This is a genomic window from Variovorax paradoxus (assembly GCF_029919115.1).
Lineage (GTDB): Bacteria > Pseudomonadota > Gammaproteobacteria > Burkholderiales > Burkholderiaceae_C > Variovorax > Variovorax paradoxus_O.
The window spans coordinates 1,561,691-1,586,163 of the sequence record NZ_CP123990.1 but is presented as its reverse complement, the minus strand read 5'-3'; the positions used below and the strand labels follow the sequence as shown (position 1 = coordinate 1,586,163).

The 24,473-nt window shown below is 64.8% G+C and carries 22 protein-coding genes and 2 pseudogenes; 18 read left to right on the top strand and 6 right to left on the bottom strand.

Going from position 1 to position 24,473, the window contains the following annotated elements:
- The first annotated feature begins 80 nt into the window (after nucleotides 1-80).
- The 3 genes from QHG62_RS07815 to QHG62_RS07805 all read left to right on the top strand — a co-directional run bounded on the left by QHG62_RS07815 (nucleotide 81) and on the right by QHG62_RS07805 (nucleotide 2,724).
- A complete protein-coding gene (locus QHG62_RS07815; protein WP_281150338.1) occupies nucleotides 81-1,862 on the top strand; it encodes a thiamine pyrophosphate-requiring protein in 1,782 nt (593 codons plus the stop codon).
- 147 nt (nucleotides 1,863-2,009) lie between these two features.
- A complete protein-coding gene (locus tag QHG62_RS07810; protein WP_281150337.1) occupies nucleotides 2,010-2,441 on the top strand; it encodes a hypothetical protein in 432 nt (143 codons plus the stop codon).
- 19 nt (nucleotides 2,442-2,460) lie between these two features.
- A complete protein-coding gene (locus tag QHG62_RS07805; RefSeq protein WP_281150336.1) occupies nucleotides 2,461-2,724 on the top strand; it encodes a hypothetical protein in 264 nt (87 codons plus the stop codon).
- A gap of 14 nt (nucleotides 2,725-2,738) precedes the next feature.
- Here the strand turns inward: QHG62_RS07805 and QHG62_RS07800 are convergent, their stop codons facing one another.
- A complete protein-coding gene (locus QHG62_RS07800) occupies nucleotides 2,739-3,611 on the bottom strand; it encodes a c-type cytochrome (protein WP_432445591.1) in 873 nt (290 codons plus the stop codon).
- A 78-nt stretch (nucleotides 3,612-3,689) separates the two neighbouring features.
- On the opposite strand from QHG62_RS07800, the gene QHG62_RS07795 reads away from it, so the two are divergent.
- From QHG62_RS07795 to QHG62_RS27680, 5 genes and pseudogenes are all read left to right on the top strand, one after another.
- Complete coding sequence (locus tag QHG62_RS07795) at nucleotides 3,690-4,085, top strand: c-type cytochrome (RefSeq protein WP_281150334.1); 396 nt, start codon at nucleotides 3,690-3,692, stop codon at nucleotides 4,083-4,085.
- 63 nt (nucleotides 4,086-4,148) lie between these two features.
- Entirely contained in the window at nucleotides 4,149-5,090 is a 942-nt protein-coding gene (locus QHG62_RS07790) for a cytochrome c oxidase subunit II (protein ID WP_281150333.1), read from the top strand.
- Nucleotides 5,087-5,905 (top strand): annotated as a pseudogene (locus QHG62_RS27690) (cbb3-type cytochrome c oxidase subunit I); the annotation flags it as partial. The gene QHG62_RS07790 and the pseudogene QHG62_RS27690, both read left to right, overlap by 4 nt.
- An 85-nt stretch (nucleotides 5,906-5,990) precedes the next feature.
- Nucleotides 5,991-6,182 (top strand): annotated as a pseudogene (locus QHG62_RS27685) (cbb3-type cytochrome c oxidase subunit I); the annotation flags it as partial.
- A 52-nt stretch (nucleotides 6,183-6,234) separates the two neighbouring features.
- Nucleotides 6,235-7,749 carry a cbb3-type cytochrome c oxidase subunit I gene (locus tag QHG62_RS27680; protein ID WP_348638683.1) on the top strand — a complete coding sequence of 505 codons (1,515 nt, stop codon included), beginning with the start codon at nucleotides 6,235-6,237 and terminating at the stop codon, nucleotides 7,747-7,749.
- Between the two features lie 4 nt (nucleotides 7,750-7,753).
- On the opposite strand, the gene QHG62_RS07780 is transcribed toward QHG62_RS27680, so the two are convergent.
- Nucleotides 7,754-8,611, bottom strand: a complete 858-nt coding sequence (locus QHG62_RS07780; RefSeq protein ID WP_281151530.1) for a class I SAM-dependent methyltransferase — start codon at nucleotides 8,609-8,611, stop codon at nucleotides 7,754-7,756.
- A 75-nt stretch (nucleotides 8,612-8,686) separates the two neighbouring features.
- Between QHG62_RS07780 and QHG62_RS07775 the strand changes: the two genes are divergently transcribed.
- Both QHG62_RS07775 and QHG62_RS07770 read left to right on the top strand, forming a co-directional pair.
- Nucleotides 8,687-9,133, top strand: coding sequence for a helix-turn-helix domain-containing protein (locus QHG62_RS07775; protein ID WP_281150332.1), 447 nt, complete (start codon nucleotides 8,687-8,689; stop codon nucleotides 9,131-9,133).
- A gap of 86 nt (nucleotides 9,134-9,219) precedes the next feature.
- The gene (locus tag QHG62_RS07770) at nucleotides 9,220-9,558 is read left to right on the top strand and encodes a PRC-barrel domain-containing protein (RefSeq protein WP_157613327.1); all 339 of its coding nucleotides are present in this window, start codon (nucleotides 9,220-9,222) and stop codon (nucleotides 9,556-9,558) included.
- Between the two features lie 65 nt (nucleotides 9,559-9,623).
- Here the strand turns inward: QHG62_RS07770 and QHG62_RS07765 are convergent, their stop codons facing one another.
- A complete protein-coding gene (locus QHG62_RS07765; RefSeq protein WP_281150331.1) occupies nucleotides 9,624-10,037 on the bottom strand; it encodes a hypothetical protein in 414 nt (137 codons plus the stop codon).
- 351 nt (nucleotides 10,038-10,388) lie between these two features.
- Here QHG62_RS07765 and QHG62_RS07760 point away from each other — a divergent pair, with 351 nt between their 5' ends.
- The 8 genes from QHG62_RS07760 (at nucleotide 10,389) to QHG62_RS07725 (ending at nucleotide 15,365) form a co-directional block, all read left to right on the top strand.
- A complete protein-coding gene (locus QHG62_RS07760) occupies nucleotides 10,389-10,757 on the top strand; it encodes a hypothetical protein (RefSeq protein WP_281150330.1) in 369 nt (122 codons plus the stop codon).
- A gap of 102 nt (nucleotides 10,758-10,859) precedes the next feature.
- Nucleotides 10,860-11,195, top strand: a complete 336-nt coding sequence (locus tag QHG62_RS07755) for a hypothetical protein (protein ID WP_281151528.1) — start codon at nucleotides 10,860-10,862, stop codon at nucleotides 11,193-11,195.
- A 460-nt stretch (nucleotides 11,196-11,655) separates the two neighbouring features.
- The gene (locus QHG62_RS07750) at nucleotides 11,656-12,048 is read left to right on the top strand and encodes a hypothetical protein (RefSeq protein WP_281150329.1); all 393 of its coding nucleotides are present in this window, start codon (nucleotides 11,656-11,658) and stop codon (nucleotides 12,046-12,048) included.
- Between the two features lie 205 nt (nucleotides 12,049-12,253).
- Complete coding sequence (locus QHG62_RS07745) at nucleotides 12,254-12,724, top strand: hypothetical protein (RefSeq protein ID WP_281150328.1); 471 nt, start codon at nucleotides 12,254-12,256, stop codon at nucleotides 12,722-12,724.
- Nucleotides 12,725-12,876: 152 nt separating this feature from the next.
- Complete coding sequence (locus tag QHG62_RS07740; protein ID WP_157611834.1) at nucleotides 12,877-13,257, top strand: RidA family protein; 381 nt, start codon at nucleotides 12,877-12,879, stop codon at nucleotides 13,255-13,257.
- A gap of 260 nt (nucleotides 13,258-13,517) precedes the next feature.
- Nucleotides 13,518-13,889 (top strand): VOC family protein, encoded by a 372-nt coding sequence (locus QHG62_RS07735; RefSeq protein WP_281150327.1) that lies wholly within the window; start codon nucleotides 13,518-13,520, stop codon nucleotides 13,887-13,889.
- Between the two features lie 80 nt (nucleotides 13,890-13,969).
- A complete protein-coding gene (locus tag QHG62_RS07730) occupies nucleotides 13,970-14,266 on the top strand; it encodes a hypothetical protein (RefSeq protein ID WP_281150326.1) in 297 nt (98 codons plus the stop codon).
- 802 nt (nucleotides 14,267-15,068) lie between these two features.
- Nucleotides 15,069-15,365, top strand: a complete 297-nt coding sequence (locus QHG62_RS07725; RefSeq protein WP_281150325.1) for a glutaredoxin family protein — start codon at nucleotides 15,069-15,071, stop codon at nucleotides 15,363-15,365.
- Nucleotides 15,366-15,388: 23 nt separating this feature from the next.
- On the opposite strand, the gene QHG62_RS07720 is transcribed toward QHG62_RS07725, so the two are convergent.
- Genes QHG62_RS07720 through glgX form a run of 3 tightly spaced genes read right to left on the bottom strand, consistent with a single transcriptional unit; the run spans nucleotide 15,389 to nucleotide 24,445 of the window.
- Nucleotides 15,389-20,443 carry a malto-oligosyltrehalose synthase gene (locus tag QHG62_RS07720; protein WP_432445590.1) on the bottom strand — a complete coding sequence of 1,685 codons (5,055 nt, stop codon included), beginning with the start codon at nucleotides 20,441-20,443 and terminating at the stop codon, nucleotides 15,389-15,391.
- The gene (gene treZ / locus QHG62_RS07715; RefSeq protein WP_281150323.1) at nucleotides 20,427-22,286 is read right to left on the bottom strand and encodes a malto-oligosyltrehalose trehalohydrolase; all 1,860 of its coding nucleotides are present in this window, start codon (nucleotides 22,284-22,286) and stop codon (nucleotides 20,427-20,429) included. The genes QHG62_RS07720 and treZ overlap by 17 nt, the downstream gene beginning before the upstream one ends.
- Nucleotides 22,283-24,445: a glycogen debranching protein GlgX gene (gene glgX, locus QHG62_RS07710; RefSeq protein ID WP_281150322.1), complete on the bottom strand. Its 2,163-nt coding sequence runs from the start codon at nucleotides 24,443-24,445 to the stop codon at nucleotides 22,283-22,285. The genes treZ and glgX overlap by 4 nt, the downstream gene beginning before the upstream one ends.
- Between the last annotated feature and the right edge of the window lie 28 nt (nucleotides 24,446-24,473).

Below are 24,473 nucleotides of genomic sequence, written 5' to 3'. Positions count from 1 at the left end.
ACGGGCCTGCCGCCCATTGCACGACATCCCGCAGCACGGCAAGTGCACAACATCGCGCTTTTGGACATGGAGCCTCTTCAATGAAGCAGACAGTCAGCGACTTCGTGGTGCAACGCTTGTACGACTGGGGCGTGCGCCGCATCTACGGCTATCCCGGCGATGGCATCAACGGCCTGATGGGCGCACTCGACCGCGCCGAAGGCTCCATCGAATTCATTCAAAGCCGCCACGAGGAGCTTGCCGCCTTCATGGCCTGCGCCCATGCCAAGTTCACCGGCGAGGTGGGTGTGTGCCTGGCCACCTCGGGCCCGGGCGCAATCCACCTGCTGAACGGCCTCTACGACGCAAAGCTCGACCATCAGCCCGTGGTTGCCATCGTCGGCCAGCAGAAGCGCAGCGCCCTCGGCGGCGACTATCAGCAAGAGGTGGACCTGGTCTCGCTCTTCAAGGATGTGGCCCATGAGTTCGTGCAAATGGCCTCCAGCCCGGAACAGGCCCGCCACCTGATCGACCGCGCCATGCGCATTGCACGCGACCGGCGCGCCGTTACCTGCGTGATCTTTCCCAACGACGTGCAAGACCTGCCCGCCGTGCCGGTGCCTCCGCGCGAGCACGGCACCGTGCACAGCGGCATCGGCACCACGGCCACCGCGGTGGTGCCCGAAGCGCCGGCGCTCGAGCACGCGGCGCAAATCATCAATGCCGGCAGCAAGGTGGCCATCCTCGCGGGCGCGGGCGCCCTGCACGCCACCGACGAACTGGTTCTTGTGGCCGAGCGGCTGGGCGCCGGCATTGCCAAGGCCCTTCTGGGCAAGGCCGCGGTGCCCGACGATCTTCCCTTTGTGACCGGCTCCATCGGCGTTCTGGGCACCCGGCCGAGTTCACGGATGATGGAAGACTGCGACACCCTGCTGATGGTGGGCTCGTCGTTTCCGTATGCCGAGTTCTTGCCACCCGAAGGCCGGGCGCGCTGCGTACAGATCGACACCGACCCTCGCGCCATCGGCCTGCGCTACCCGGCCGAACTGGGCCTGGTCGGCGACAGCCGCGCCACGCTGGCCGCCCTGCTGCCGCTGTTGGAGCAAAAGGAACACGGCGCCTGGCGCCGCGGCATCGAAGCCGAGGTGGCCAAATGGTGGCGGGTGCTCGAAGCGCGCGCACATGTGGAGGCCTCGCCTCTCAACCCGCAACGCGTGTTCTGGGAGCTCTCGCCGCGCCTGCCGGAGCAGGCCGTGCTCACCTGCGACAGCGGCACCGCCGCCAACTGGTACGCCCGCGACGTCAAGCTGCGCCGCGGCATGAAAGCCAGCCTCTCCGGCGGGCTGGCCACCATGGGGCCCGCCGTTCCATATGCCATTGCGGCCAAGCTCGCCCACCCAGACCGGCCAGTTATTGCGATGCTGGGCGACGGCGCCATGCAGATGAACGGGCTGAACGCGCTCATCACCCTTGCACGCATGTGGCGCGACTGGGCCGATCCGCGCCTGGTGGTGATGGTGCTCAACAACCGCGACCTCAACCTGGTGACGTGGGAGCAGCGCGTGCTCGGCGGCGACCCCAAGTTCGAAGCCTCGCAGGTACTGCCTGATTTTCCGTATGCGCGCTTTGCGGAAATGCTCGGCCTCGGCGCGTTGCGCGTCGACACGCCCGAAGCCATCGGGCCGGCATGGGAGGCCGCCTTTTCGGCCGACCGCCCCATGCTGCTTGAAATGGTGACCGATGCCGCGGTGCCGCCCCTGCCGCCCGATGTGTCGCTTGCGCAGGCCAAGGCATACCTCTCGGCCCTTTGGCATGGCGATCCCGAGGCCATGCGTACCGTGAAGGCCGCGGCGCGGGAATACTGGGCCAGCGCAACGGCTTGAGCCGATAAACCGATAGAGAAGCAGCGTCAGCATGTGCTTACGGCTGCTTTGAAAAGCGTCCTACCAACGGGGCACGGGCGACTTCTATATTGAATTCAGACGCCGATCCTTCCTTGCAGAACAACCACCGGCGTCAAGGAGATCATCATGAAGAAACTGCTTATGGTTTGCGCAGCGGCATCGTGCCTTGGAATGGTCCAGGTGCATGCGCAAGTGAACACTACTCCGTCCGCGGCCACCGATCCGGCCATGGCCGAGTTCAAGGCGGCGCGCGACAAGATCTCGGCCGACTACAAGGCCGACAAGGCTGCCTGCGACGCCATGAAGGACAACGCCAAGGATGTCTGCATGGAACAGGCCAAGGGCAAGGAAAAAATCGCCAAGGCCGAACTCGACCAGAAGCAAAGGCCCAGCGACGGCAATGCCCGCAAGGTGGCCGAAGCCAAGATAGATGTGGCCTACGACGTTGCCAAGGAAAAGTGCGACGACCAGAAGGGCGACGCCAAGGATGCTTGCGTGAAGCAAGCCAAGGCCGATCATGAAAAGGGCAAGGCCGAAATCAAGGCCATGAAGAAGTGACCGGAGGGACGACGAAGCGGTGAAGCCTGTGCAATCGCTCACCATTTCAGAGGCCCTGCGCAACCAGTTGTCCGCTGAAAACCTCCTGGCCATCAATTCGCATGGCCAGGAGGTTCTTCATGGGCTGGACTTCGACGAGTCGCAGCTCCTGGTGGATTGCAGGGAGCAGCCGCCGGCCGATGCGTCCACCCAGGAGCGCTGCGCCGAACTCGTCATCAGGCACGAGCGCGCGCGCCTGCGCATTGCCACCGTAGACGACGAACGTACCGCGGCGAAGTTCTAGGCCCGAGGCCGCCCTCAGCGCAGCGTTGCAAGGTAGGCGGCAATGTCGCGCGCGTCCTGCTCGGTCACGCCGAGTTCCGGCATGGCTGTCAACGGATCGACCTTCCTTGTATGCCGCAGCCAGCGCACCATGTTGTCGGGCGTGTTGGCGAGCTTCCCGGCGATGAGAGTGCGCCCTCCTATACCCGCCAGCGGCGGACCGACGTGCGGCGAAGAGCTCGTGACGCCTGGAATGGTGTGGCAGGCGCTGCAGGCGTACTGGTGAAGCGCCCGCTTGCCGCGGTCGGCCTCACCCATGCGGACCGGTGCGCCATCTGGAACAGCGCCGCATGCCGATCCCGTTGATGCGCCCTGCACGCCGGTCGGTTCGACGCGCGTGGCTTCCGCATATTGCTGCGGCGTCAAATCCGGCAGCCGGGCAAGGAAAGCCACCACCGACCACAGCTCTTCCTCGGACAGCCTGTACTCCCAGGCCGGCATGCCGCTCATCTTGATGCCGTGCTTGGTCAGCCAATACAGCTCGCGCGGCTTCCAGTGGTGCCGTGCATCGACCAGCGGCCCGGGCAAGGGCTGCATGCTCTTTCCGATGTCGCCTTGCGCAACGCCCGGCGCGCCGTGGCACTGCACGCACTTGTCGCGAAAACATGCGGCGCCGCGCATCACCATGCGTTCGTCGTCCAGCGGCGGCGTCTCGATGTTGCGGGCGCGCATCTTCACCGACTGGTGCATGGCGGTTTCGAGCAGCGAGTACACCGGCTGCGTGTGCTGCACGGTGGCGGCCACGTTGTAGAGGCCGCCATACACCACCAGCGCACCCGCCGCCGCGCCTGCAAGGCCCAGCACGGCAACGGTGAGAAGAACGGTCTTGGGTGCACCCATCGGCAACATTCAATTGGCGGCATTGTCCGACGCGCTCCGGCGCCGCCGTGTCGGCGCAAGCCGCGTTCCTGTCCGCAAAATTGCGGCATGCTGGCCGTCCTGCCGTATCGTGCCGTATTGCCGCTCGCGCCGCTGGTGCTGGCGCTGCTCTCTGCCGGGTGCATGCCGCAAGACATCCCTCCTCCGTTCGATCGTGCGCCGCAAGCGCAGGTAGAAAGAGGAAGGCTGCTGCTCGCGCAATACCAGTGCGGCAGCTGCCACGCCATTCCAGACGTGCAGGCGGCCCGTGGACGCATGGGCCCCACGCTGGCCGCATTCGGCCGCCGCAGCTACATCGCGGGGCACGTGCCTAACGGGCCCGAGCACCTTGTGCGCTGGATCGTGGCGCCCGGCTCGCTGGTACCCGGCACCCTCATGCCGGCAATGGGCGTTTCACCGGACGATGCGCGCGACATGGCGGCCTACCTGCTCGCACTCGAATGAGCGAAGGCCCGCCGCAATCCGCACTCCGGCGCGCGACATGGCGGCCTACCTGCTCGCACTCGAATGAGCGAAGGCCCGCCGCAATCCGCACTCCGGGCCGCAGGGCCTGTCGCCGGCGCGCTGCTCGACGTGAGCACCGTGCTGGCGATTGGCGGCACGCTGATCTTTGCCGGGGTCATGCTGCTGCTGGTGCTGGCCGTTCGCCGCCGCAGTGGCACCGTGAACACGCGCTGGTGGCTCATTGGCGGCGGCCTGGTGTTTCCGACCGTGGTGCTTGTGGCACTTTTCTTCTACAGCGAATGGCACCGGCCGCCGTGGCGCCCCGTTCCGCCAGCCAACGCGCTGATCATCGGCGTTACAGGCCACATGTGGTGGTGGGAGGTGCGCTACCGCGACCCCGCCACCGGCGCCGAAGTGGTCACCGCGAATGAAATACGCATACCCGTCGGGCGGCCCGTTTACTTCGGCCTTGGCAGCGCCGATGTGATCCACAGCTTCTGGGTGCCCTCGCTCGGCGGCAAGATGGACATGCTGCCTGGCCGCGTGCAGCACCTGCAGCTGCAGGCCGACCGGCCCGGCACATGGCGCGGCCAATGCGCCGAATATTGCGGCGAGCAGCATGCGCGCATGGCGCTGCATGTGGTGGCAGAAGAGCCCGCCGCATTCGATGCCTGGCTCGCGGCGCAGGCAAGGCCCGCGGTTGCGCCGGCAGCGTCGTCACCCGAACTCGAACGCGGCCGCGAGGCCTTTCTTGCCCACCGCTGCAATGCCTGCCACACCGTGCGCGGCGTGAGCGAAGAAAGCCGCCTCGGCCCCGACCTGACCCACGTGGGCAGCCGGCTGCACCTGGGGGCCGGCACCGTGCCCAACGAGCCTGCCCAACTGGCCGCCTGGGTTGCCCACACGCAGCAGCTGAAACCGGGTGCGCGCATGCCCTCGTCCGGCGAGCGCATCGGCCATGCAGACCTTCAACTGATCGCGGCCTGGCTCGCGCAACTGAAATGATCCAAGCCGCGACCGAGCCAGCAAACCTGCCCCCGCGCCCCGAAGCGGAACGCGAGGCGCTGGAGCGCGCGTGGAAGCCGCCCACCGGCTGGCGCCAGCTGTCGGCGGTCAACAACACGCGCATCGGCGTGTTCTACATTGCCACGGCCATGCTGTTCTTTGTGCTGGCCGGCATCCTGGCGCTCTTGATGCGCACGCAGCTGGCAGTGCCCGGCAACGGCCTGATCGACGCCAACACCTATAACCAGCTCTTCACGATGCACGGCACCGTGATGATGTTTCTGTTTGCGGTGCCCATCGTCGAGGCCGTGGCCATCTATTTGCTGCCGGGCATGCTCGGCGCGCGCGACCTGCCGTTTCCGCTGCTCTCGGCCTATGCGTTCTGGGCCTATGCCATTGGCGGCCTGGCGTTCTTCTGCACCATTTTCTTCGGCGAATCTCCGGACGGCGGGTGGTTCATGTACCCGCCGCTCACGGGCAAGGAGTTTTCGCCCGGGCGCGGCGCCGACTGGTGGCTGCTGGGCATCGGGTTCATCGAAATCTCGGCCATTGCGGGCGCCATCGAGCTGATCGTGGGCATTCTCTTCACGCGCGCGCCGGGCATGAAGCTGATGCACATGCCCATCTTTGCCTGGGCCATGCTGGTGAGCGCGCTGATGATCGTCATCGCGTTTCCGGCCGTGATTGCCGCCACCATGCTGCTCGAGCTGGAGCGCGCATTCGACTGGCCGTTTTTCATACCCGCGCGCGGCGGCGATCCGCTGCTGTGGCAGCACCTGTTCTGGTTCTTCGGCCATCCCGAGGTCTACATCATCTTCTTGCCCGCGGCCGGCATGGTCTCGATGATGGTGGCAACGCTTGCCGGCACGCCGCTGGATCATCTTCTTGCCCGCGGCCGGCATGGTCTCGATGATGGTGGCAACGCTTGCCGGCACGCCGCTGGTGGGCCACCGTGCGGTGGTGCTGGCGCTCATCGGCGTGGGCGTGGTGAGCTTTGCGCTGTGGGCGCACCACATGTTTACCGCGGGCCTTGGCAACCTCTCGCTGCTGATCGTTTCCGCTGCGAGCTTCATCGTCGCCATACCCAGCGGCGTGCAGGTGTTCGCGTGGATTGCCACCTTCTGGCGCGGCCGCGTCGTGCTGAATGCGCCCCAGCGGCGTGCAGGTGTTCGCGTGGATTGCCACCTTCTGGCGCGGCCGCGTCGTGCTGAATGCGCCTACGCTGTTCTTGCTCGGCTTTCACTTCATCTTTGTGCTGGGCGGCCTTACCGGTGTGATGGTGGCGGTGCTGCCGTTCGACTGGCAGGCCCACGACAGCTACTTCATCGTGGCGCACCTGCACTATGTGCTCATCGGCGGCATGGTGTTTCCGGTGTTTGCAGGGTTCTACTACTGGGCACCGCTCTTCAACGGCCATTGCCTTTCGGAGCGATGGGGCCGCTGGGTCTTCGGGCTCATGTTCGGCGGATTCAACCTGGCGTTCTTCCCGATGCACATTGCGGGCATGCTCGGCATGCCGCGTCGCGTGTACACCTATGACGGCAGCCTGGGCTGGAACGCACTCAACATGCTGTCGACCGTCGGCGCCTATGTATTGGCGGCGGGCGTGCTGCTCTTTTTCATCGATGCGTTTCGCACGCTGCGGCGGCCGCCCCGCGACCACGGCGACCCGTGGCGCGCAGGCACTCTCGAATGGCTGCCGCCGCGCGAATACGGCGCGCGCAGCATTCCGCAGGTTGGTTCGCGCTATCCACTCTGGAAGAACCCCGCACTGCCGCAAGAGGTCGAGGCCGGCCACCACTGGCTGCCCCGCACCGTGTTCGGCGGCCGCGAAACGCTGATGACCAGCCTGCGCGACGCGCGGCCGTTGCACCTGCTGCGCCTGCCCACCGACAGCTGGTGGCCGCTGGGCGCGGCGGCGGGCACCGCAGGCTTCTTTCTGCTTCTCACGGTTTCGCAGACGGTGCCGGCGTTTGCGTGCGGCGTGCTCGCCATTGCATTCATCCTGCGCTGGCTATGGGACTCGGATCAACCTCCGCCTGTTGCAACGGTGGACGTGGGCCACGGCGTGCACCTGCCGGTGGGCGCGCATGGCAGCACATCGCATTCATGGTGGGCCATGATCGTGCTGATTGCTGTGGACATGACCATCTTCGTCTCGCTGCTCTACACCCACGTGCACCTTGCAATGGCAAGCGACGTGTGCCCGCCACCCGGTGCCGCCCTGCCCGCCACGCGCTGGCCGCTGGCCACGGCCCTGCTGCTCGCGGCAAGCTCGGCCGCCATGCTGGCCGCCACGCGCATGGCGCGCACTGCGCATGCACGCGGCCAGCGCCTGCTGCGCACGCTGGTGGCGCTGGCCATGGTGGCCGCCGCAGCAGCAGCCGCGCTCGACATCGGCGGCCATGTGCTGGCGCAACTCGATCCGCGCGCGCAAGGCTGGAGTGCATCGGTCGGCATGCTGCTCGGCTACCAGGCCTTTCACATTGCCGTGATCATGCTGATGGGCGGCTATGTGCTGGTGCGCTCCTGGGCGGGCCGGCTGCTGCCCACGGCGCGCGCGACCATCGACAACACCGGGCTCATGTGGCACTGCGTCACAGCGCAGGGAATCATCGGCGCACTCACGGTGCAACTCGTGCCGCGGCTGCTGGGTTGAAGCGCTACGCAGCAGCCGCGTGCGCGCCGATCATCCAGCAGGCGGCGGTGAAGCGAACCTCGGCGCCATGCACAAAGGGCTGGAACGCGGCACGAACGGTTTCGACAACTTGTGCGCGCCTGCGCTCGTCTGTTTCATCCTGAAGAGCCAGGCCGACGGGGCCGAGACGGGTGAGATAAGTACGCAGATCGCTTTCAGAAAACGTGCATTCCACGTCGATCGCGCGAATATCGATGCCGGCCCAGCCGCTCTCTTCCAGGATGGACGCGACCCGGCCCCGGTCCGCAAAGGCGAACTGTCCCGGCGCGCCCGGCTTGCGGGCCGGCAGGTTCGGCAGCAGAGGTGACGCGGCGCGCTCGGCCGTGGTCATGAACGGGTTCTCCGCGGCGCTGCGCCATGCAATCGCCCGAAGTTTCGCGCCGCCCTTGGCCGCATTCAGCAGGTTCGAAAAAGCCTGCACCGGGCTGTCGAAGAACATCACGCCGAAGCGCGAGACGATCATGTCGAAGCTCGCCGGCTCGAAGGGCTGCTTTTGCGCATCGCCGCACACAAACCTTGCCGGTGCGCCTTCGCGCCCGGCGCGTGCCCGCGCGACGGCAATCATCGGCTCTGAAATGTCGGCGCCGGTGCAGCGGCCTTCCGTGCCGAGCGCTCGTGCAATGGCCAGCGTGGTTGCACCCGTGCCACAGCCCACGTCGAGCACCCGGCGTCCGTGCGCGGCGCGCACCTCATTCACGAGCAGGTTCTCGAACGGAGTGAACAACCGGTCGAGCGACTCCTGCGCATCGACCCAGGCGCGCCCCGCGCGGCCGTTCCAAAGTGCGGCCTGCTCGTTGCCTTCCGTGTGCTGCTTGATGTTCATGATCGTTTTCCTTGCATGCCCGAATGGGCGGAAGCTAGACTTTGCAACTTCAAGTCGACTTGAGGTCAAGAGGTAATGGCAGCAACTCACATGGACATTGCCGAAGTGGCGCAGCAATCCGGCGTTCCCGCTTCGACGCTGCGCTTCTACGAAGAGAAAGGGCTCATCGCCTCCACCGGCCGGCGCGGCCTGCGCCGTTTGTTCGATTCGGGCGTGCTGGAGAAGCTCGCGCTGATCTCGGTGGGGCGCTCCGCGGGCTTCTCGCTCGAAGAGATCGGCCATATGTTCGCGCCCGAGGGAGTGCCGCGCATCGACAGGCGAATGCTTGCGGCAAAGGCCGACGAGCTCGACAAGACCATTCGCAAGCTCACTGCCATGCGCGACGGCCTGCGCCATGCCGCCGCCTGCCCCGCGCCCAGCCACATGGAATGCCCGACCTTCCAGCGCATCTTGCGGGCTGCAACACGCGCAGGCGGCCGAAAGGCGCCTACAACACGACGGTCTCTCGACCGATGTGGATGAATTTTGCAGAGCGGAGAGTTGCAGCTCTGGGCTTTGCAACATTCAACGCCGACATCCCCAGAAATGCCGGCCGGAGACAACCTTCCATGACAAGTTCCAATCCGGTTATTTCTTCAGAGCGTGTCGAGGGGACCACCGTGTACAACGCGGCGGGCGACAAACTCGGCACCATCGACGACCTCATGATCGACAAGGTATCGGGCCAGGTCCGCTACGCCGTGATGGAGTTCGGCGGATTCCTGGGCATGGGCACCGACCGTTATCCGATTCCTTGGCCCATGCTGAAGTACGACCTTTCGCAAGACGGCTATGTGGTGCCGCTGGACAAGGCGCAGCTCGAGGGCGCGCCCAAGTATGCGAGCGACCGCGTGCCCGACTACGACGACACGTACAGCGGCACGGTCGACAAGTATTACGGGCTGTAAGAGAGCCAGAGGGAACGTTCAGCGCCTCCCCGCTGAGCCATGTGGGGCGGCGGGGAGCCTGCTCCTCAATCGACCTTCGACGCCTGGAAGTAAGGCTGCGAGGACTCCATGAACGCATGGTGCAGACGGGCAAGTTCGCGCGCAAGCTGCTGCGCCTGCAAGCGGCCTTGCTCCGAGCCCGCCTTCATCTCGCGAACGGCGGCCTCGAAACGAACCGTCGCTTCTTTCCACTCGCCGTAGCGCGCCAGAAACTCGTCCCAGTCGAGGGCGCTCTCTGCCCGAGGCCCTTGCAGCGGCGTTTCTCCGCGCGCGGCCTGAAGCTCCCAAGGGCTTGCCTCGACGTTTGGCCCTTCAGTGAATTCGTCGGCAGCCTTTTTAAGGTCTGCGGGCGATGGTGCGGGATGACCGCGGTCATGAGATCCGCTCTTGTCGACAGGTTGGTTGAGTTGAGCCATGAATTCTCCTGGGAGTTTCTTCATGGCACGGTCTGCGATTTCGAGCAGCGGAGATGTCGGACAGATGCCGGGCAGGCGGTCGGCTCATTGGGAATTTGAGGAAAGCCTGCTCGCTATACTGCGCCGGTCACGTCAGGAAAAAGGCGTGATTAGGTTTGACAGCCTGAAGCACCTCTGCGACGAAAGCCGCAGTCCCTCCGCAGGATCTGCGGCTTTCTCGTTCGTGCCTCCAGTTTTTGGCGGCTCGGATGGGAGGGCGCGAGCCCTGCCGGTTCTCGCAAGAGGTGCCCGGTCTGTCAACCCGTCCGAGTCGCCGCCAATCGTTTGACAGCGAGAGCGGCGGTTTCAGCAAACCGCACCTCTTGGAGGCCATCAATGGCTACACCCGCTCGCGAGCCTGAGCACGCCCCCACGCTCCCCGCTCCTCCCGAAAACCTCACAGCTGCGCCGGACGCGATACCAAATCCTGACGCTGCAGCTGAATCAAGCTCGTGCCCGCTGCAAGACAGCGCCGAGTCGCTCGCGCTTCAGGCGTGCGACGACATCAACAGTATTCACGACGTGCACCGCGCATACGCGTGCCTCGAAGGGCTCATCGAGCCAAAGCGCTTGAACGACCCGGCAGAGGTCTATGTGAACCGCAGCGAACTCGGCGCGCTTTTGAGATTGCTTAACGCCGAACTGCAACGCCGCATCTGCACCGCCGATACGACGATTGAATCGTTGCGCCTGGCCCTCGCCTGAAGCGACGTTGCTGGCACGTTTTCATTGCCTCGTCATCGCTAAATACTGTATATTTGTACAGTATAAAGTTCTAAGGCAATTGAGTTCGTCGTGCGCGTGAAGATGAAACCCCGATACCGCGGCGGCACCCGGCTGAGCAAGCGGGAGTTCGTCGACCAGCCGTGGCTGTGCGGAATGCTGGCACTGCGAGACATAGAAGGAAGGATGCAACTCGGCCTGTGGGAGGCGCGCCCGGACAATGTGCCACCACCGCTGGGCATCCTCTGGCGCCCCGAGGTGGTCGCGTGCGCGTTCGACACCATCAGCTTTGCCGGAACTGAGCAGATCGAGGGGCGATGGTGCTACCAAGTCTGGTACTGCGAAGTGCACAGCTTGCCGGGGGCCCTATCGTTGGAACTGTTGCAAGCTGCTGCGAGAGCGAACCATGAGCCAAGTTGAGCTCAGTCGCTAAAAGACGTCGTCTAGGCGTTCAAGCATCCGCAATGGCGAGCTCCTCGGCTGCGGCAAGACGGCTGCCTGTCTAGAGGAGAGGTGCCTGCGCGCGACTTTGAGCATGACGCCAAGTGGCGCGTCGGCGCGGAAAACCTAAGGGCAGAATACGGCCAACACCGGACGTTCCTGACTGCCTGCCAATTCGCCCGTCAATCCAAAAAGCATGACCATCGGACGCTGAGCTCAACATCGCCGAGCTTCCCTACGAGTCGGGAGCCATCAGGTTCCGCGATGCCAGGGTGAGGCACCAGACACGACGCGATAGGTCCGGCACGGGCTCTTCGTTGAGTACCAGAGAACGACACAGTGAAGTGCGTCTGAGTCGCCTGTTCTGGGCAGGCCGGCCTTCGCGCTGCGGCAGAATGCGCTAGAGGCGACTTTCTACGTCCCGTCAACAAGGCACAGCATGCTTGCATTTCGAGTCCAACTCAACGATCAGCAGCCAGTAGTTGGAGGGGCAGATGATTTGGGCGTTCTGACGACAACCATTACCGCTGTTGGTAAGCTTGGGTCGGCAAGCCGCCCCCACAGAGCCGTCGAAGACTTTGACATTCATCTCCGTCTTGGTGGGCTTACTTCGCGGGGCCCCGGCATCCAGGACGATCATCTAGTCTGGTTTGAGGACTACGACCTAAAGCCGGGAGACAACGTGTCTTTGGAGGTCATCGAAGCCGCTGCGGCAGATCCTGTTCAAAGTGGAGAACCAGCTCAGCAAAGAGCGGATGACGAGCGCGAGTATTACGAGCATTGCAAGAAGGTGTACTTCGAGTTGAAGGAGAAGTACGACGGTAACGTCTAACCCTGCCTTGAAGAGCATGTCACCCAATTGCTTGGCTCAGCCTTCAACGCAACACGTCGCTTCTGAGCGCCCGCTATTTGGCAATAACGAGGACCGCTTTGGGACCACTTTTTGCCGGCGGCGCGGGAGGCTACAGTCGGCCAACAGCAGTCCTCGCCCTCGGTAGTGCGGCGCTACGGCGATCAGATGTTATGGAGATTGTGAAGTGCTTGAACGCTTGATGAAACGCCTTCTTTTGTCGCTGATCGCAACGATCCCCCTTGCTGCACTGGCGAGCCTTCCGCTGCAGATGTCCCTCACCGCAATGGCTACGGAGGCGGACCATGTACTGGTCGGCCACGTCGTCAGCGTTGACATGGTTGACGGGAAGGGCAATCCGGTCACGGATGACCAGGCGCGCACTGGCCCTGGTTCGGCGAATGTCATTCGTCTTCGCGTGGCAGTCGATGAGGCTCTGATTACAAATGCAGACCGAGTACCAGGGGAATTGCTCATACCGCTTGACCCGCTTATGCACTACAGCCTCGGTGAGATCAGGGCCGCTCATCAGAACGATGCAACAACTCGACTTCTGCTCTTAAAGGGAGCGGTATTTTCCAGCCTCAAACCAGGAATCTTCTTTCTGCCATTGAAGGAAAAAGACGAAGTGCTGCGCGTTCATAGTGCTACGCATTAATAACGCTGCAGGGTGCGGCCGGCTGTCTCGGCCGAGAGCAGTGTCCCGAACGGTAGTTGTGCTAACGATCTGACCGGCTACAGTCGGCCAGAAGCCGTCTCTCGTTGTCGACGGCTGGTTGGGAAGACACCCCTTTTTTGCTGGAGAAACAAATGGCTCGTCATATTGTTTTTACACCGAAGGCTGCCAAGCCACCGCAGACATACAGTCAGGCCGTCAAAGCCGCTGGCCTCGTTTTCGTCTCCGGCACCTCGCCAGCGGACGTCGTCACAGGTGCAATAGTGGGCAGCACAATCCAGGAACAAACCCGACAGTGCCTGACCAACGTGCAAGCGATTCTTGAGGAAGCGGGTAGCTCCATGGACAAGGCGGTGAGCTTCACCGTCGTCCTCGCGGACGAGGATGACTTTGTGGGCATGAACGAGGAGTGGCTCAGGTGGTTTCCATCCAATCCGCCTGCGCGGCAGGGAGCGAAGCTGCCTGCACGAATTCCGGGCCTGAAGATTTCGATCGCGGCTGTCGCCGAGGCCTAGTATTGAACTTCGGCCTTTAATCTCCGCTGCGGCGGCCGCTGTCGCGACAGGCTACCTTGTCTGGTATCCCTGGGACGGTCTCGCGTTCGTTCTGAAGCTGTAGGTTTGGGATTTCCGGCGGCTCGATGCGGACGTGTATGAACAGCCGCTTCGGGCCGTTTCGCGACGGCAACGCGACTAGCTACAGTCGGCCAGAAGCCGACCTTCATCTCTGAAGCAGAATCCTGCGGGTAGTCATTCGATCCTTCGTCATATTCGTCATGCTCAAACAACCTCGACTTGTGATCGCAGTGCGCGACCTGGCCCGGTCCGCCGATTTCTACAGCGACGTCCTGGGGTTCTCGATCGAATGGAAGGAAGTGCCCGGCTGGCGTCTGTTCAGACGCGACGCCTGCACCATCATGGCAGGAGAGTGCCCGGACACACCTGCCGCACGGGAGCTGGGCGAGCACTCATATATGGCCTACATTGAGGTCGACGATGTCACTGGCTTGCACAAGGATCTGGCTGCGCGGGGTGTGCAGATGGTCAAGGCTCTTTGCACAGAGCCCTGGGGCATGCGAGAGTTTGGAATCGAGACCATTGACGGTCACCGCATGATGTTTGGAGAGGATGTTTCTCGCCCTGACTGAGCCGAGGAAGCATCGACGGTTGCCGGCCAGCAGCAGTCATCTAGCGCGACCACACCTACCAGGAGATACCAAGCGACATCATGAAATGGCCATTCGATCAGCCTCGAAACTGCGCAACGGTCTTCTCGAAAACTGTCTTGAACCGTAGTAGGCCGATCCTACTGGTTTCACATGACGAAGATGATCACGGATGGCAGTTCCTAGACGGGGTGAGCGAGGAGCTGGAAGATGTTGCGCTTGCTGGTCTAGGCCATGTCCTAGAACTCGACCCTGCAATAGCCCAACTCGCCGACCTTGCGCCCGGATTTCAGGCCACTCGCTCGGGTCCTGAAGAACAATGGACGATCGAACGGGCGCCGCCTGGCGAAGACGACTGAAACTCTTCGCAGCGCGCGCTCTCGTTATGACGCCCACCGGCCAATTGCAGACGTTGCTCGCATCCCTGCGCGGCAACTTTGCTTAGCCTCGATACGAATCAAAAGCGGCCCCGGCCACACCACAACTTAGGGCGCACGGATGCTTCGATTTCTTGGGTTGCTCTGCTTTTCCGCTTGTGCCGGCGTTGCCTTGGCGACTGCTGGTACCTGTGGAGTTGGCTTGCTCGCGGGAACATTCGCTTGGTGCGGACTACCTTTCTATTGGATTGCAGGATTTCCGCTAGCAATTCTGTGCGCCCTGGTTTTCGGTCTGCCTGCATACGCGGCGATGAAACGTTGGAACCTCAAACGTTGGTGGCAATTTGCGCTTGGCGGCCTTTTGCTTGCCGTTCCATTTTGGAATGAGCTTGCCATGCCGTTCGACTCCGTGCGTTGGGCTCAGTCGGGACTGTTCGACTCGCTTAACTATCTTGGTTCAGGTGCAGTCGGAGGTCTGGTCTTTTGGCTACTTGTTATTCGAAACGCACGGAATGGAAAGCCTTGATCCTGCACTTAGAGGGACGCACGACGTCCAGCAACTCCGAGCAATGCGGGCTCAACGCCAAATAGTTTTTCGCGAGCGGCGAGAGTCCGCTTTGGAGAGAATCGAACTTCTACTTTGGGCCCATTTGAGACATTGGCCCTCGCCCAAAGCAGCCTGTCGTGAGCCCACAGTTCGATGCAAAAGTGCGGCACACACGCGGTTCTAATGGCGCGAAATCGAAATTTGCGAAGGTTCGGCGGCGCGGTGCGCGGAGGTCGGATGGCCAGCGGCGCAATTTACAAGCCCACCGACCCTGCCCGAACATCTGCCGCGCCGCCTCGCGACACGGTGCTTTTTTCTGCCAAGTGGTGCGGCTACTGCAAACAGGCAAAGGCCTACTTGGCAGCCAAGGGCATCGGTTATCGGGAGGTGGACATCGACACCGCGGAAGGCAGATCAGCCTACGCGCAACTCGGCGGCAACAGCGGGGTGCCTCAACTCTATGCGAACGGCCGAGGTGTCACTGGCTTTACCGCTGCCGCGTACGACGCATTTTTCAAGGCTTCGCGCAATTAGGGCTTGAGTCCGACAGGCCGCTGTCACAAGGAAAACACAGCCCAAGGCATCCGGCGAAACGCCTCCTCAAGCGGCACGACATTGCCGTCCGCTGCAAGCGCGTCCCCGGTCAGCGCATTCGCGAGCCTTGCACTCCCAAGCCCATCAGTCAGCACCACCCTCGTCCCACGCCAGGCATCCGCCTCAGGAAGCACCGGCGCTCCCCCATCCGCCCCGCCCCGCGCGATACCAGCAAACAGCCTCCCCGCAATCACCACCAGCGTCCGCCCTTCATGCCTCCGCGCAAACGCCACCACATGCCGGGCCAACGGCCCTTCGACCGCGAGCCCTTCATAGCTGCCGTCACGGAAAAGCTCCGCATGCTCTCGCCGCAGCGACAGCATCCGCCAGATAAACCAGAGTTTCGCGCTCCCGTCGTGCGGTGCCTCGGCGAGTGACTGCACCCGCGCCGGCAGATCGGCTTCGCTGGCCATCGCCTGAAGCTGATCGAGCCGCTTGCTGCGCAGTTCATAGTCCACCGGCCGCCGGTTGTCGGGGTCGACCAGGCTCAGGTCGACAAGCTCGCTGCCTTGATAGAGATCGGGCACGCCGGGCGAGGCGTACTTCAGCAGCGTCAGCGTCAGGCCGTTCCACGCGCCGAACCATGAGAGGCGATCGGCCATGTGCTGGATGTCGGCAAGGCAGCCGCCTTGCGAACGATCGGAAAGAATCTTTCGCACCAAGGCTTCCAGCGCCTCTTCATACTGCGCGTCGGGCTGGGTCCAGCGCGTGTGCGACTTGGATTCGCGCGCGGCCTTTTGCATGTACTGCAGCACGCGCTGCTCATACGCCGGCATGGCTTCGGCGCTGAGCCCACCGAAGGGCAATGTACCGAGCAGGGTCTGGTAGAGCAGGTACTCATCCGCCCGCGAAGGCGCAGCAGCCTCGTGCCCGCCACGGCAGAGCGCATGCCAGCGCGCCAGCGCTTTGCGCCACTCGTCCGGCATTTCAGACAGCACGTCGATGCGGTTGCGCACGTCTTCCGAGCGCTTGTTGTCGTGCGTCGAAGTGGCGAGCATGGTGTGCGGCCAGTGGCGCGCGCGGTCGGCGCTGAGCGCATGAAACTCGTCCACATCGAACCCGAATTGATCCGGCTCGCCGCCCACTTCGTTGAGCGCGCTCAGCGGAAAGTAGCGGTAGAAGGCGGTGTCTTCCACGCCCTTGGCCGCGACGGGTGCGCTGAACTGCTGAAAGCGCACCGCGAAGCGGCGCACGCGCTCGGCCAGTGCGGGCGTCGCACGCTCGGCAGCCTCGCCGCGCAGCGAGCGGCGCACGAAGGCGAAGATGGAGCGGTCGGCGTCCAGGCTCTGGCGTTCGGCTGCATCTGTAGCCGCATCGATGAAATGCGCGTCTTGTGCGGACGGCGCATCGACGATGTAGGTGCGGTACACCGGCATGCAGGCCGCCACGCCGGCCAGCGCGCGACGCAGCGCATTGAGCGTGTAGTCGCGCGTGGTGCGGTCGGCGCGCGCAATGCGCAGCAGTTCGGTAGAGAGCACGTTCAGTTCTGAAGCGAGCGCGCTGCGCATCACTTCATGCTTGCCTGCGCGGGCGACGGCATCGAAGTCTTGCGCGTCGCCGGTGAAGTGCTGCCAGGTCTGCCGCAATGCATCTGCTGCCTCGGTGTCCACCAGCACGCCGTTGGCAACATTGGCAAAACGGTAGCCGGTAGTGCCGTGCACGTGCCATTCAACGGGCACTTCTTCTTCAGACGCGGCGATTTTTTCGGCGACCACGTACAGCGGGCGCTGAGGCCTGCCGTCGGGCCCCGGGGCCGGCAGCACGATGCCCGCGCGGCGCGCATAGCCGTCCTGCAGTTGCCTGAAGTAGCGCGCAGGGTCATACAGGCCATCGGGGTGGTCGATGCGCAGGCCATCCACCACGCCGGCCGCGGCAAGGTCCAGCGCAAAGGCCTGCGTGGCCTCGAACACGTCGTCGCGCTCCATGCGCACCGCCGCCAGGTCGTTGATGTCGAAGAAGCGCCGGTAGTTGATCTCGTCCGACGCCACCCGCCAGTACGCCAGCCGGTAGGCCTGCACTTCGATGAGCCGGTGCAGCTCGTCGCGCGCGCTGTCCGATGCAAGGTTGAGCTCGGCCACCGCAGCAAGCACGGCGCGCGCCAGCGCGGGATGCGCCTGCACCAGCTGCGCGAGGCGGGTCTTGAACAGCTCTTTGTCGCGCACGCGCTCCGAGCGTTGCGAAGGTGCCTGCGCATGGCGGCCGGGCAAGTGGCCGAAGGCCGTCGAAAGACTGGCAAGCTCCGCCGCAAGCACCGGGTCTTTCAGGTGCGGCAGCGCGCGCGCCAGCACTGTGGGGTAGCTTTCAGGTGCAAGGGGAAACCGGTGGTCGAAATAGCGCAGCGCAAAGCTGCCTTGCGCGGCTTCGAAATGCAGCACGAGCTCACCACTGGAGAGCACCTCGCCATAGTGGCCGCCGAGCACCGGAAGCAGCACCTTGCCGGTCAGCTCCTCGTTGAGCGGCTGCCAGTCGATGTCGAAATACTGCGCGAAGAGCGAAGCCGGGCCGTTCTCCAGCACGTCCATCCACCACGCGTTGTCGGCGCCGAGCACGCCCATGTGGTTGGGCACCATGTCGAGCAGCTGCCCCAGGCCGTTGGCCTGCAGCGCCTCGACAAAGCGCGCGAAGCCTTCGGCGCCGCCAAGCTCGGGGTTGACCTCTGCATGCGCCACCACGTCGTAGCCGTGGGTGCTGCCCGCGCGGGCCCGCTGAATGGGCGAGCAATACACATGGCTCACGCCGAGCTGCGCCAGGTAAGGCAGCACGCGAATCGCATCGTCGAAGCTGAAGCCCTTGTGAAACTGCAGGCGGTATGTGGCGCGCGGCACGCGTGCTTGCAGAAGCGGCGCCGGCTCCGCGCTTGCGCTGCGGCGCGGCCGCGCAGCGCGCAGGTGCCCGGCCAAGCCTTGCATGGCATCGCTTGCCGCCAGTGCCTCCACAGATGATGCGAGCTTGCGCTGCCAGTTGGGGTGCGTGTCGACTGTGCCGGGCATGTTGGCCTGCTCGACTTCGCCGGCCACGTCCTCCAGCTGAAACACCATCAGCGCCGACGGCGCCGCGGCCAGGAACGCATGAATCGCCTGCATGGCGCTCGGCGAAGGCGTTGCCAGCGCCAGGGCCTGCGCGGCCTCGTCGTCCGACAGCAGCCCCGCCTCGCGCACCGCCAGCATCAACCGGATGCGTTCTTGCGCGCGGTCGAGCAGTTGCTTGTCGAACAGCCGCGGGTCCGGAAAAAGTCCGAGCGCCAGCCGCAGCCGAAGGTCATGCCCCGACCACCAGCCCGCAAGCGTGGCAAGGTCGTGCGTGCTGATGGCGACCAGCGCTGCGGGCGGGTATGCCGCAGGGGGCGTGAATCCGCTGCCCTGCTTTTCGAAATAGAGCAGCCGGTAAGACAGCACATCGGCACGCGCGAGCGCATCGCGCATCGCGTCCTCGACCGTGCCCAGGTCTTCGCCCACCACCATGCAGCGGTGCCGATGGCTCTCCAGGGCCACGATGGCAAGCATCTCGTCGACCGCGTAGCGTACGTAGGCGCCGTCGTGCGCGGTGCGTCCCGGCGGAATCCAGAACAGGCGCATCAGCCCCATGACATGGTCGATGCGCAGCGCGCCCGCATGGCGCATGTTCTCGCGCAGCATCTGCACGAAGGGCTGGTAGTGGTTCGCGCGCAGACGGTCCGGCCGCAGCGGCGGCAGGCCCCAGTTCTGCCCGGCGGGGTTGAACTCGTCCGGCGGCGCGCCGATGCTGGCGCCGACTGCAAAGCAATGCTGTGCGCCCCACGCGTCGGAGCCGCCGCGGTCCACCGAAACTGCCAGGTCCAGGTAAAGGCCGATGCCCATGCCAAGCGCCTCGCAGCGCGCACCCGCGCGCGCAAGCTGGCGCTCGGCCAGCCATTGCAGGTATTGGTGGTACTGCAGGCGGTCCGCATGCTGCGCCGCAAACTCCTGCACCGCTGTCGCGTCGATGTCGCGGTAGGCCTCCGGCCAAGCGAGCCAACCCCAGCATTGCGGATCTGCCGCCGCAAAGTGCGCCTGCAGCGCCTCGAAGAGCGCGTGGCGACGGAGTGGCTCGCCTTGCTCGGCAACGAAGTCGAGAAAGGCTTTGCCGGCTGCGTCCGGACCACCGGGGCGCAAAAGATGGTGCGTTCTGAAGTGATCGAAAAGCAGCTCGAGCACTTCGAACTTGGCAGCGGCCACGCCCGCATGGTCCACCAGCGGCGCCTCGCGCAGCGCAGCCAGCCTGGCCTGGAACTCGGGCGCCTCCACGCGGCGGCGCGCGGGCTCGCAGACGGCAAAGTCGTCCACCGCCTCCACGTCGATGTACAGCACGTTGAGCCGCTGCCGTGAAGATGGGCTGTAGGGGCTGGCGCGCTGCGGGTCTGTGGGGAACAGCGCATGCAGTGGGTTCAGCCCGATCACGTCGGCGCCCTGCCCGGCCATGCTGTCGATCAGCGCGTCCAGGTCGCTGAAGTCGCCTATGCCCCAGTTGCGCGGCGAGCGCAGCGCATACAGCTGCACTGCCGGCCCCCACACGCGGCCGCCGTCACGCGCGGCGGGCGGCCGGTAGCAGCGCCCGGGCGAAGCGACCACCATGGTCTCGCCATCGAGCCCGTCGATCTGCAGCCGGTGGTAGCCGGGCGCGAGTGGTTCGGCCAGGTGCAGCACGCAACCGCCGTCGTGCAGCGCGTGCGCATCGGCCTCGCCCTCGCGAAGGCGCCCTTCTTCATCGCGCAAGCGCCAGCGAAGCTTGCCCGCGGAATGGCCGTGCCGCGAAAGATGCACGGACCAGTGCGGCGCGTGTGCCGCCACCACCAGCCCCGGCGGTAGCGCCGGTTCGGCCGCATCGGCCGCTGCTGTGCCCGGTCGCACGCCAAACTCCGCAAGCAATGCGGCAAGGTTCTCGGGCGTGGCGTGGCGCTGCGTCCCAAAAGCGTCGAAATAGGTGGCGGAGATGCCGTAGTGCCTGCAAAGGCGTTCCAGCGCATCGGCCGGCCATTGGCTCGAATCATCCACCGGCCACATCCTCCAGCGTTGCGTGCACCGCGCCTCGCTCCAGGCGCAGGCCTGCCGCATCGGCAGCAGTGCCTGAGCTGTAGACCACCGCACCGGGCGTTGCCGCTGCTTGCGTGGCGGCTTCCGCACCAAAGTTGGCCAGCAGATGAAGGCGCTTGGCTTCGTCGCCGGCCGCGGTGCCCGACAACTCCCATTGCACCTGCACCACGCCGTTGTCGCAGCGGTAGCTTCCGCCGCGTCGGGCGCCGGCCAGGTGCGGCACCAACAGGCGATGGCGCGCATCGAGCAGTTGCTGCATTTCGCACAGCCGCGCAAAGTGCGGCTGCGTGCCACGCTCGCGCCACCGGAGCTTCGAGGTGGCAAAGGTCTCTTCGGCGTTCGGGTCTGGAATGCGGGCACGCGCCGCTTCGTCGGCAAACGCGGCAAAGCCGCCGAACTCCGAGCGCCGTCCTTCGGCAACGGCCGAGGCCAGCTCGGGCCCGAAGTCGCAGAAGTACAAGAACGGCGACGACGCCGCGAATTCGTCGCCCATGAAAAGCATGGGCACATGCGGCGAGAGCAGCACGCAGGCAAATGCGGCACGCACCAAGGCCGGATCGCCCATCGCATGGATGCGCTCACCAAAGGCCCGGTTGCCGACCTGGTCGTGGGTCTGCAGGTAAGACACGAAGGCGGTCGACGGCAATTGCGTGCTCGGTTCACCGCGCAGCTCTCCACTGCGGAATGCCGACGGCTGGCCCTGGTAGATGAAGCCTTCGGCCAGCGCGCGCGCAAGACGGCAGGCGGGGTCGTCCGCGTAGTCGGCGTAGTAGCCGTCGCGCTCGCCGGTGGCCAGCACATGGGCGGCGTGGTGCAGGTCGTCGTTCCATTGCGCGGTGCCGGCAATGGGCAGGCCACCGCCGTCGCGTGCGAGCAGAGAAGCCTGGTTGGCGTCGTTCTCCAGCACCAGGTGCACATGCCTTTCGCGTGCGGGGCCGGCGTTCAGCGCCTCGCGGATCTCCTTCACGATGTGCTTTTCGGACGAATCGCGAATGGCGTGGATCGCATCCATGCGCAGGCCGTCGATGTGGAACTCTTCGATCCAGTACAAGGCGTTGTGAATGAAGAAGTCGCGCACGGTACGCGATTGGTCGCCGTCGAAGTTGATGGCGGCCCCCCAGGGCGTGCGCTCCGCCGCGTTGAAGAACTCGGGGCAGCACGCGTGCAGGTAGTTGCCCTCGGGTCCGAAGTGGTTGTAGACCACATCGACCAGCACCATCAGGCCGAGCCCGTGCGCGGCATTGACCAGCGCCTTGAGATCGTCCGGCGTTCCATAGCTTGCATCCGGCGCAAACTGCAGCACGCCGTCGTAGCCCCAGTTGCGCGCACCCGGAAAGTCCGCCAGCGGCATGAGCTCGATGGCGGTGATGCCCAGCTCGGCCAGTTCGCCGATCCGCTCGCGCGCGGCCTCGAAAGTGCCCTCTTCGGTGAAGGTGCCCACGTGCACTTCGTAGACCACGGCTTCGTGCCACGGGCGGCCGCGCCAGTTCGCATCGGTCCATTCGAAGCGATGCGGGTCGACGATGCGGCTCGGGCCATGAACGTCGTCCGGGTTGTAGCGTGAGGCCGGATCGGGAATGGTGAGGCCGTCGGCGAGCCGGTAGGCATAGCTGTCGCCGTGGCGCGCATCGGCCAGCGTGAGGCGGTGCCAGCCGTCCGCATCGCGCTGCATGGCGTGCGAAGCGGCCGCGCCTTCGGCCGGCGTGTGCACCAGCACGATGCTGTCGGCCGAGGGCGCCCAAAGCGCAAAGTCGACACCGCCGTTGTGGCTGTTGACAGTGGCCCCGAAGGGCATGCGATGAGCGCGCTTCATGGCCGTACATCCGGCCGGCTCAGCACCACCAGCGAGCGGCACTGCAGCGGGTAAGCGGGCTCCGACCATGCAGGCGCGAGCGCGGCCACGTCTTCGGTGGCGGGCGGCGGCGAGCCGCTGGCGGTGTCCAGCAGCAACCGCCATGCGCCATAGGGCGCCGGCGGCAGCGTGAACTTGATCTCGTCGTGATGCGCGTTGAACAGCACCAGAAAGTCGTCGTCGTGCTGCACCTCGCCGCGCGGCCCGCGATCGACGATGCCGCCGCCGGACATGTACATGGCAAAGCACCTGGCGTTGGCGTCGCCCCAATCTTCGGGCCGCATCTCGGCGCCATCGGGCTTGAGCCAGATCACGTCGGTCACGCTTTCGGCCTCGCGCGGCTTGCCCGCAAAAAAGCTGCGCCTCCTGAACGAGGGATGCGCGCGCCTGAGCGCAATGGCGCGCTCTACAAAGGTGACCAGCGCCTGGCGCTCGGGCGTGGGCGTCCAGTCGATCCAGCCGAGTTCGTTGTCCTGGCAGTAGACGTTGTTGTTGCCGTTCTGCGTGTGGCCGCGCTCGTCGCCGGCCAGCAGCATGGGCACGCCCTGCGAGAGCAGCAGCGTGGCCAGCATGTTGCGCTTTTGCCGCTCGCGCAGCGCCACGATATCGGGGTCTTCGGTCGGGCCTTCCGCGCCGCAGTTCCACGATATGTTGTGGCTGTTGCCGTCGCGGTTGTCTTCGCCGTTCGCCTCGTTGTGCTTGTCGTTGTAAGAGACCAGGTCGTTGAGCGTGAAGCCGTCGTGCGCGGTAATGAAGTTGATGCTGGCCGTGGGCTGCTTGCCCGACCAGCCGTAGAGGTCTTCGGAGCCGGTGAGCCGCTTGCCCATTTCGCCGATCACGCCGGCATCGCCCTTCCAGAACCCGCGCATGCCGTCGCGGTAGCGGTCGTTCCATTCGGCCCAGCCCAGCGGAAAATTGCCCACCTGGTAGCCGCCGTGGCCAAGATCCCACGGCTCGGCAATGAGCTTGACGCGATTGAGCGTCGGGTCTTGCCGGATCGCATCGAAGAAGCCGCCCAGGTTTTCGACCTTGCCCGACTCGCGTGCCAGCGCAGAAGCCAGGTCGAAGCGAAACCCGTCGACGTGCATTTCCTCGGCCCAGTAGCGCAGCGAGTCCATCACCAGCTGCAGCGCATGCGGATGCTCCAGGTTCACTGTGTTGCCGCAGCCGGTGAAGTCGTCGTAGTAGCGCCGGTTCTCGGCGTTGACGATGTAGTAGGACGAGTTGTCCACGCCCCGCATCGATAGCGTGGGCCCCAATTGGTTGCCCTCGCAGGTGTGGTTGTAGACCACGTCGAGAATCACCTCGATGCCCGCGGAGTGCAGGGTCTTGACCATGGTCTTGAACTCCTTCACCTTGCCCGAGGCGCTGTAGCGCATTTCGGGTGCGAAGTAGGCCAGCGAGTTGTAGCCCCAGTAGTTCTGCAGGCCCTTTTCGGCCAGGTGCCTGTCGTTCAGGAAGCTGTGCACCGGCAACAGCTCGATGGTGGTCACGCCCAGGCGCTTCAGGTAGTCGACCACCGGCGCGCAGCACAGGCCGGCGTAGGTGCCGCGCAGTTCGGTCGGCACGTCGGGGTGGCGCATGGTAAAGCCGCGCACGTGCAGCTCGTAGATGACCATGTCCTGCCAGGGGACGGAAGGGCGGCGGTCGTCGCCCCAGGTAAAGGCAGTTTCGAGCACACGGCCCTTGGGCACCAGCGGTGCGCTGTCGCGCCGGTCGAACGACAGGTCTTCGCGCTTGCTGCCCACGGTGTAGCCATAAAGCGCATCGCCCCAGCGCAGGTCGCCGACCAGGTCTTTTGCGTAGGGGTCTACCAGCAGCTTGTGCGGGTTGAAGCGGTGGCCCTCTTCGGGCTTGTAGGGTCCGTGCACGCGATAGCCGTAGGCAAGGCCCGGGCGGGCTTCGGGCAGGTAGCAGTGCCAGATGCCGTCGGTGCGCTCGCGAATCGGAATGCGCTGGATCTCGTGGCGGCCCTTCTCGTCGAAAAGGCACAGGTCGACGCCCTGTGCGTGTTGGGAGAAGAGCGCAAAGTTGACGCCCTCCCCGTCCCAGTTGGCGCCGCGCGGATACGGGCGGCCCGGCCACACGGCCGTAATGAAAGGTCGTTTGCTGCGTGTCATCGAAAATCGAATGTGGGAGAAAGACGCG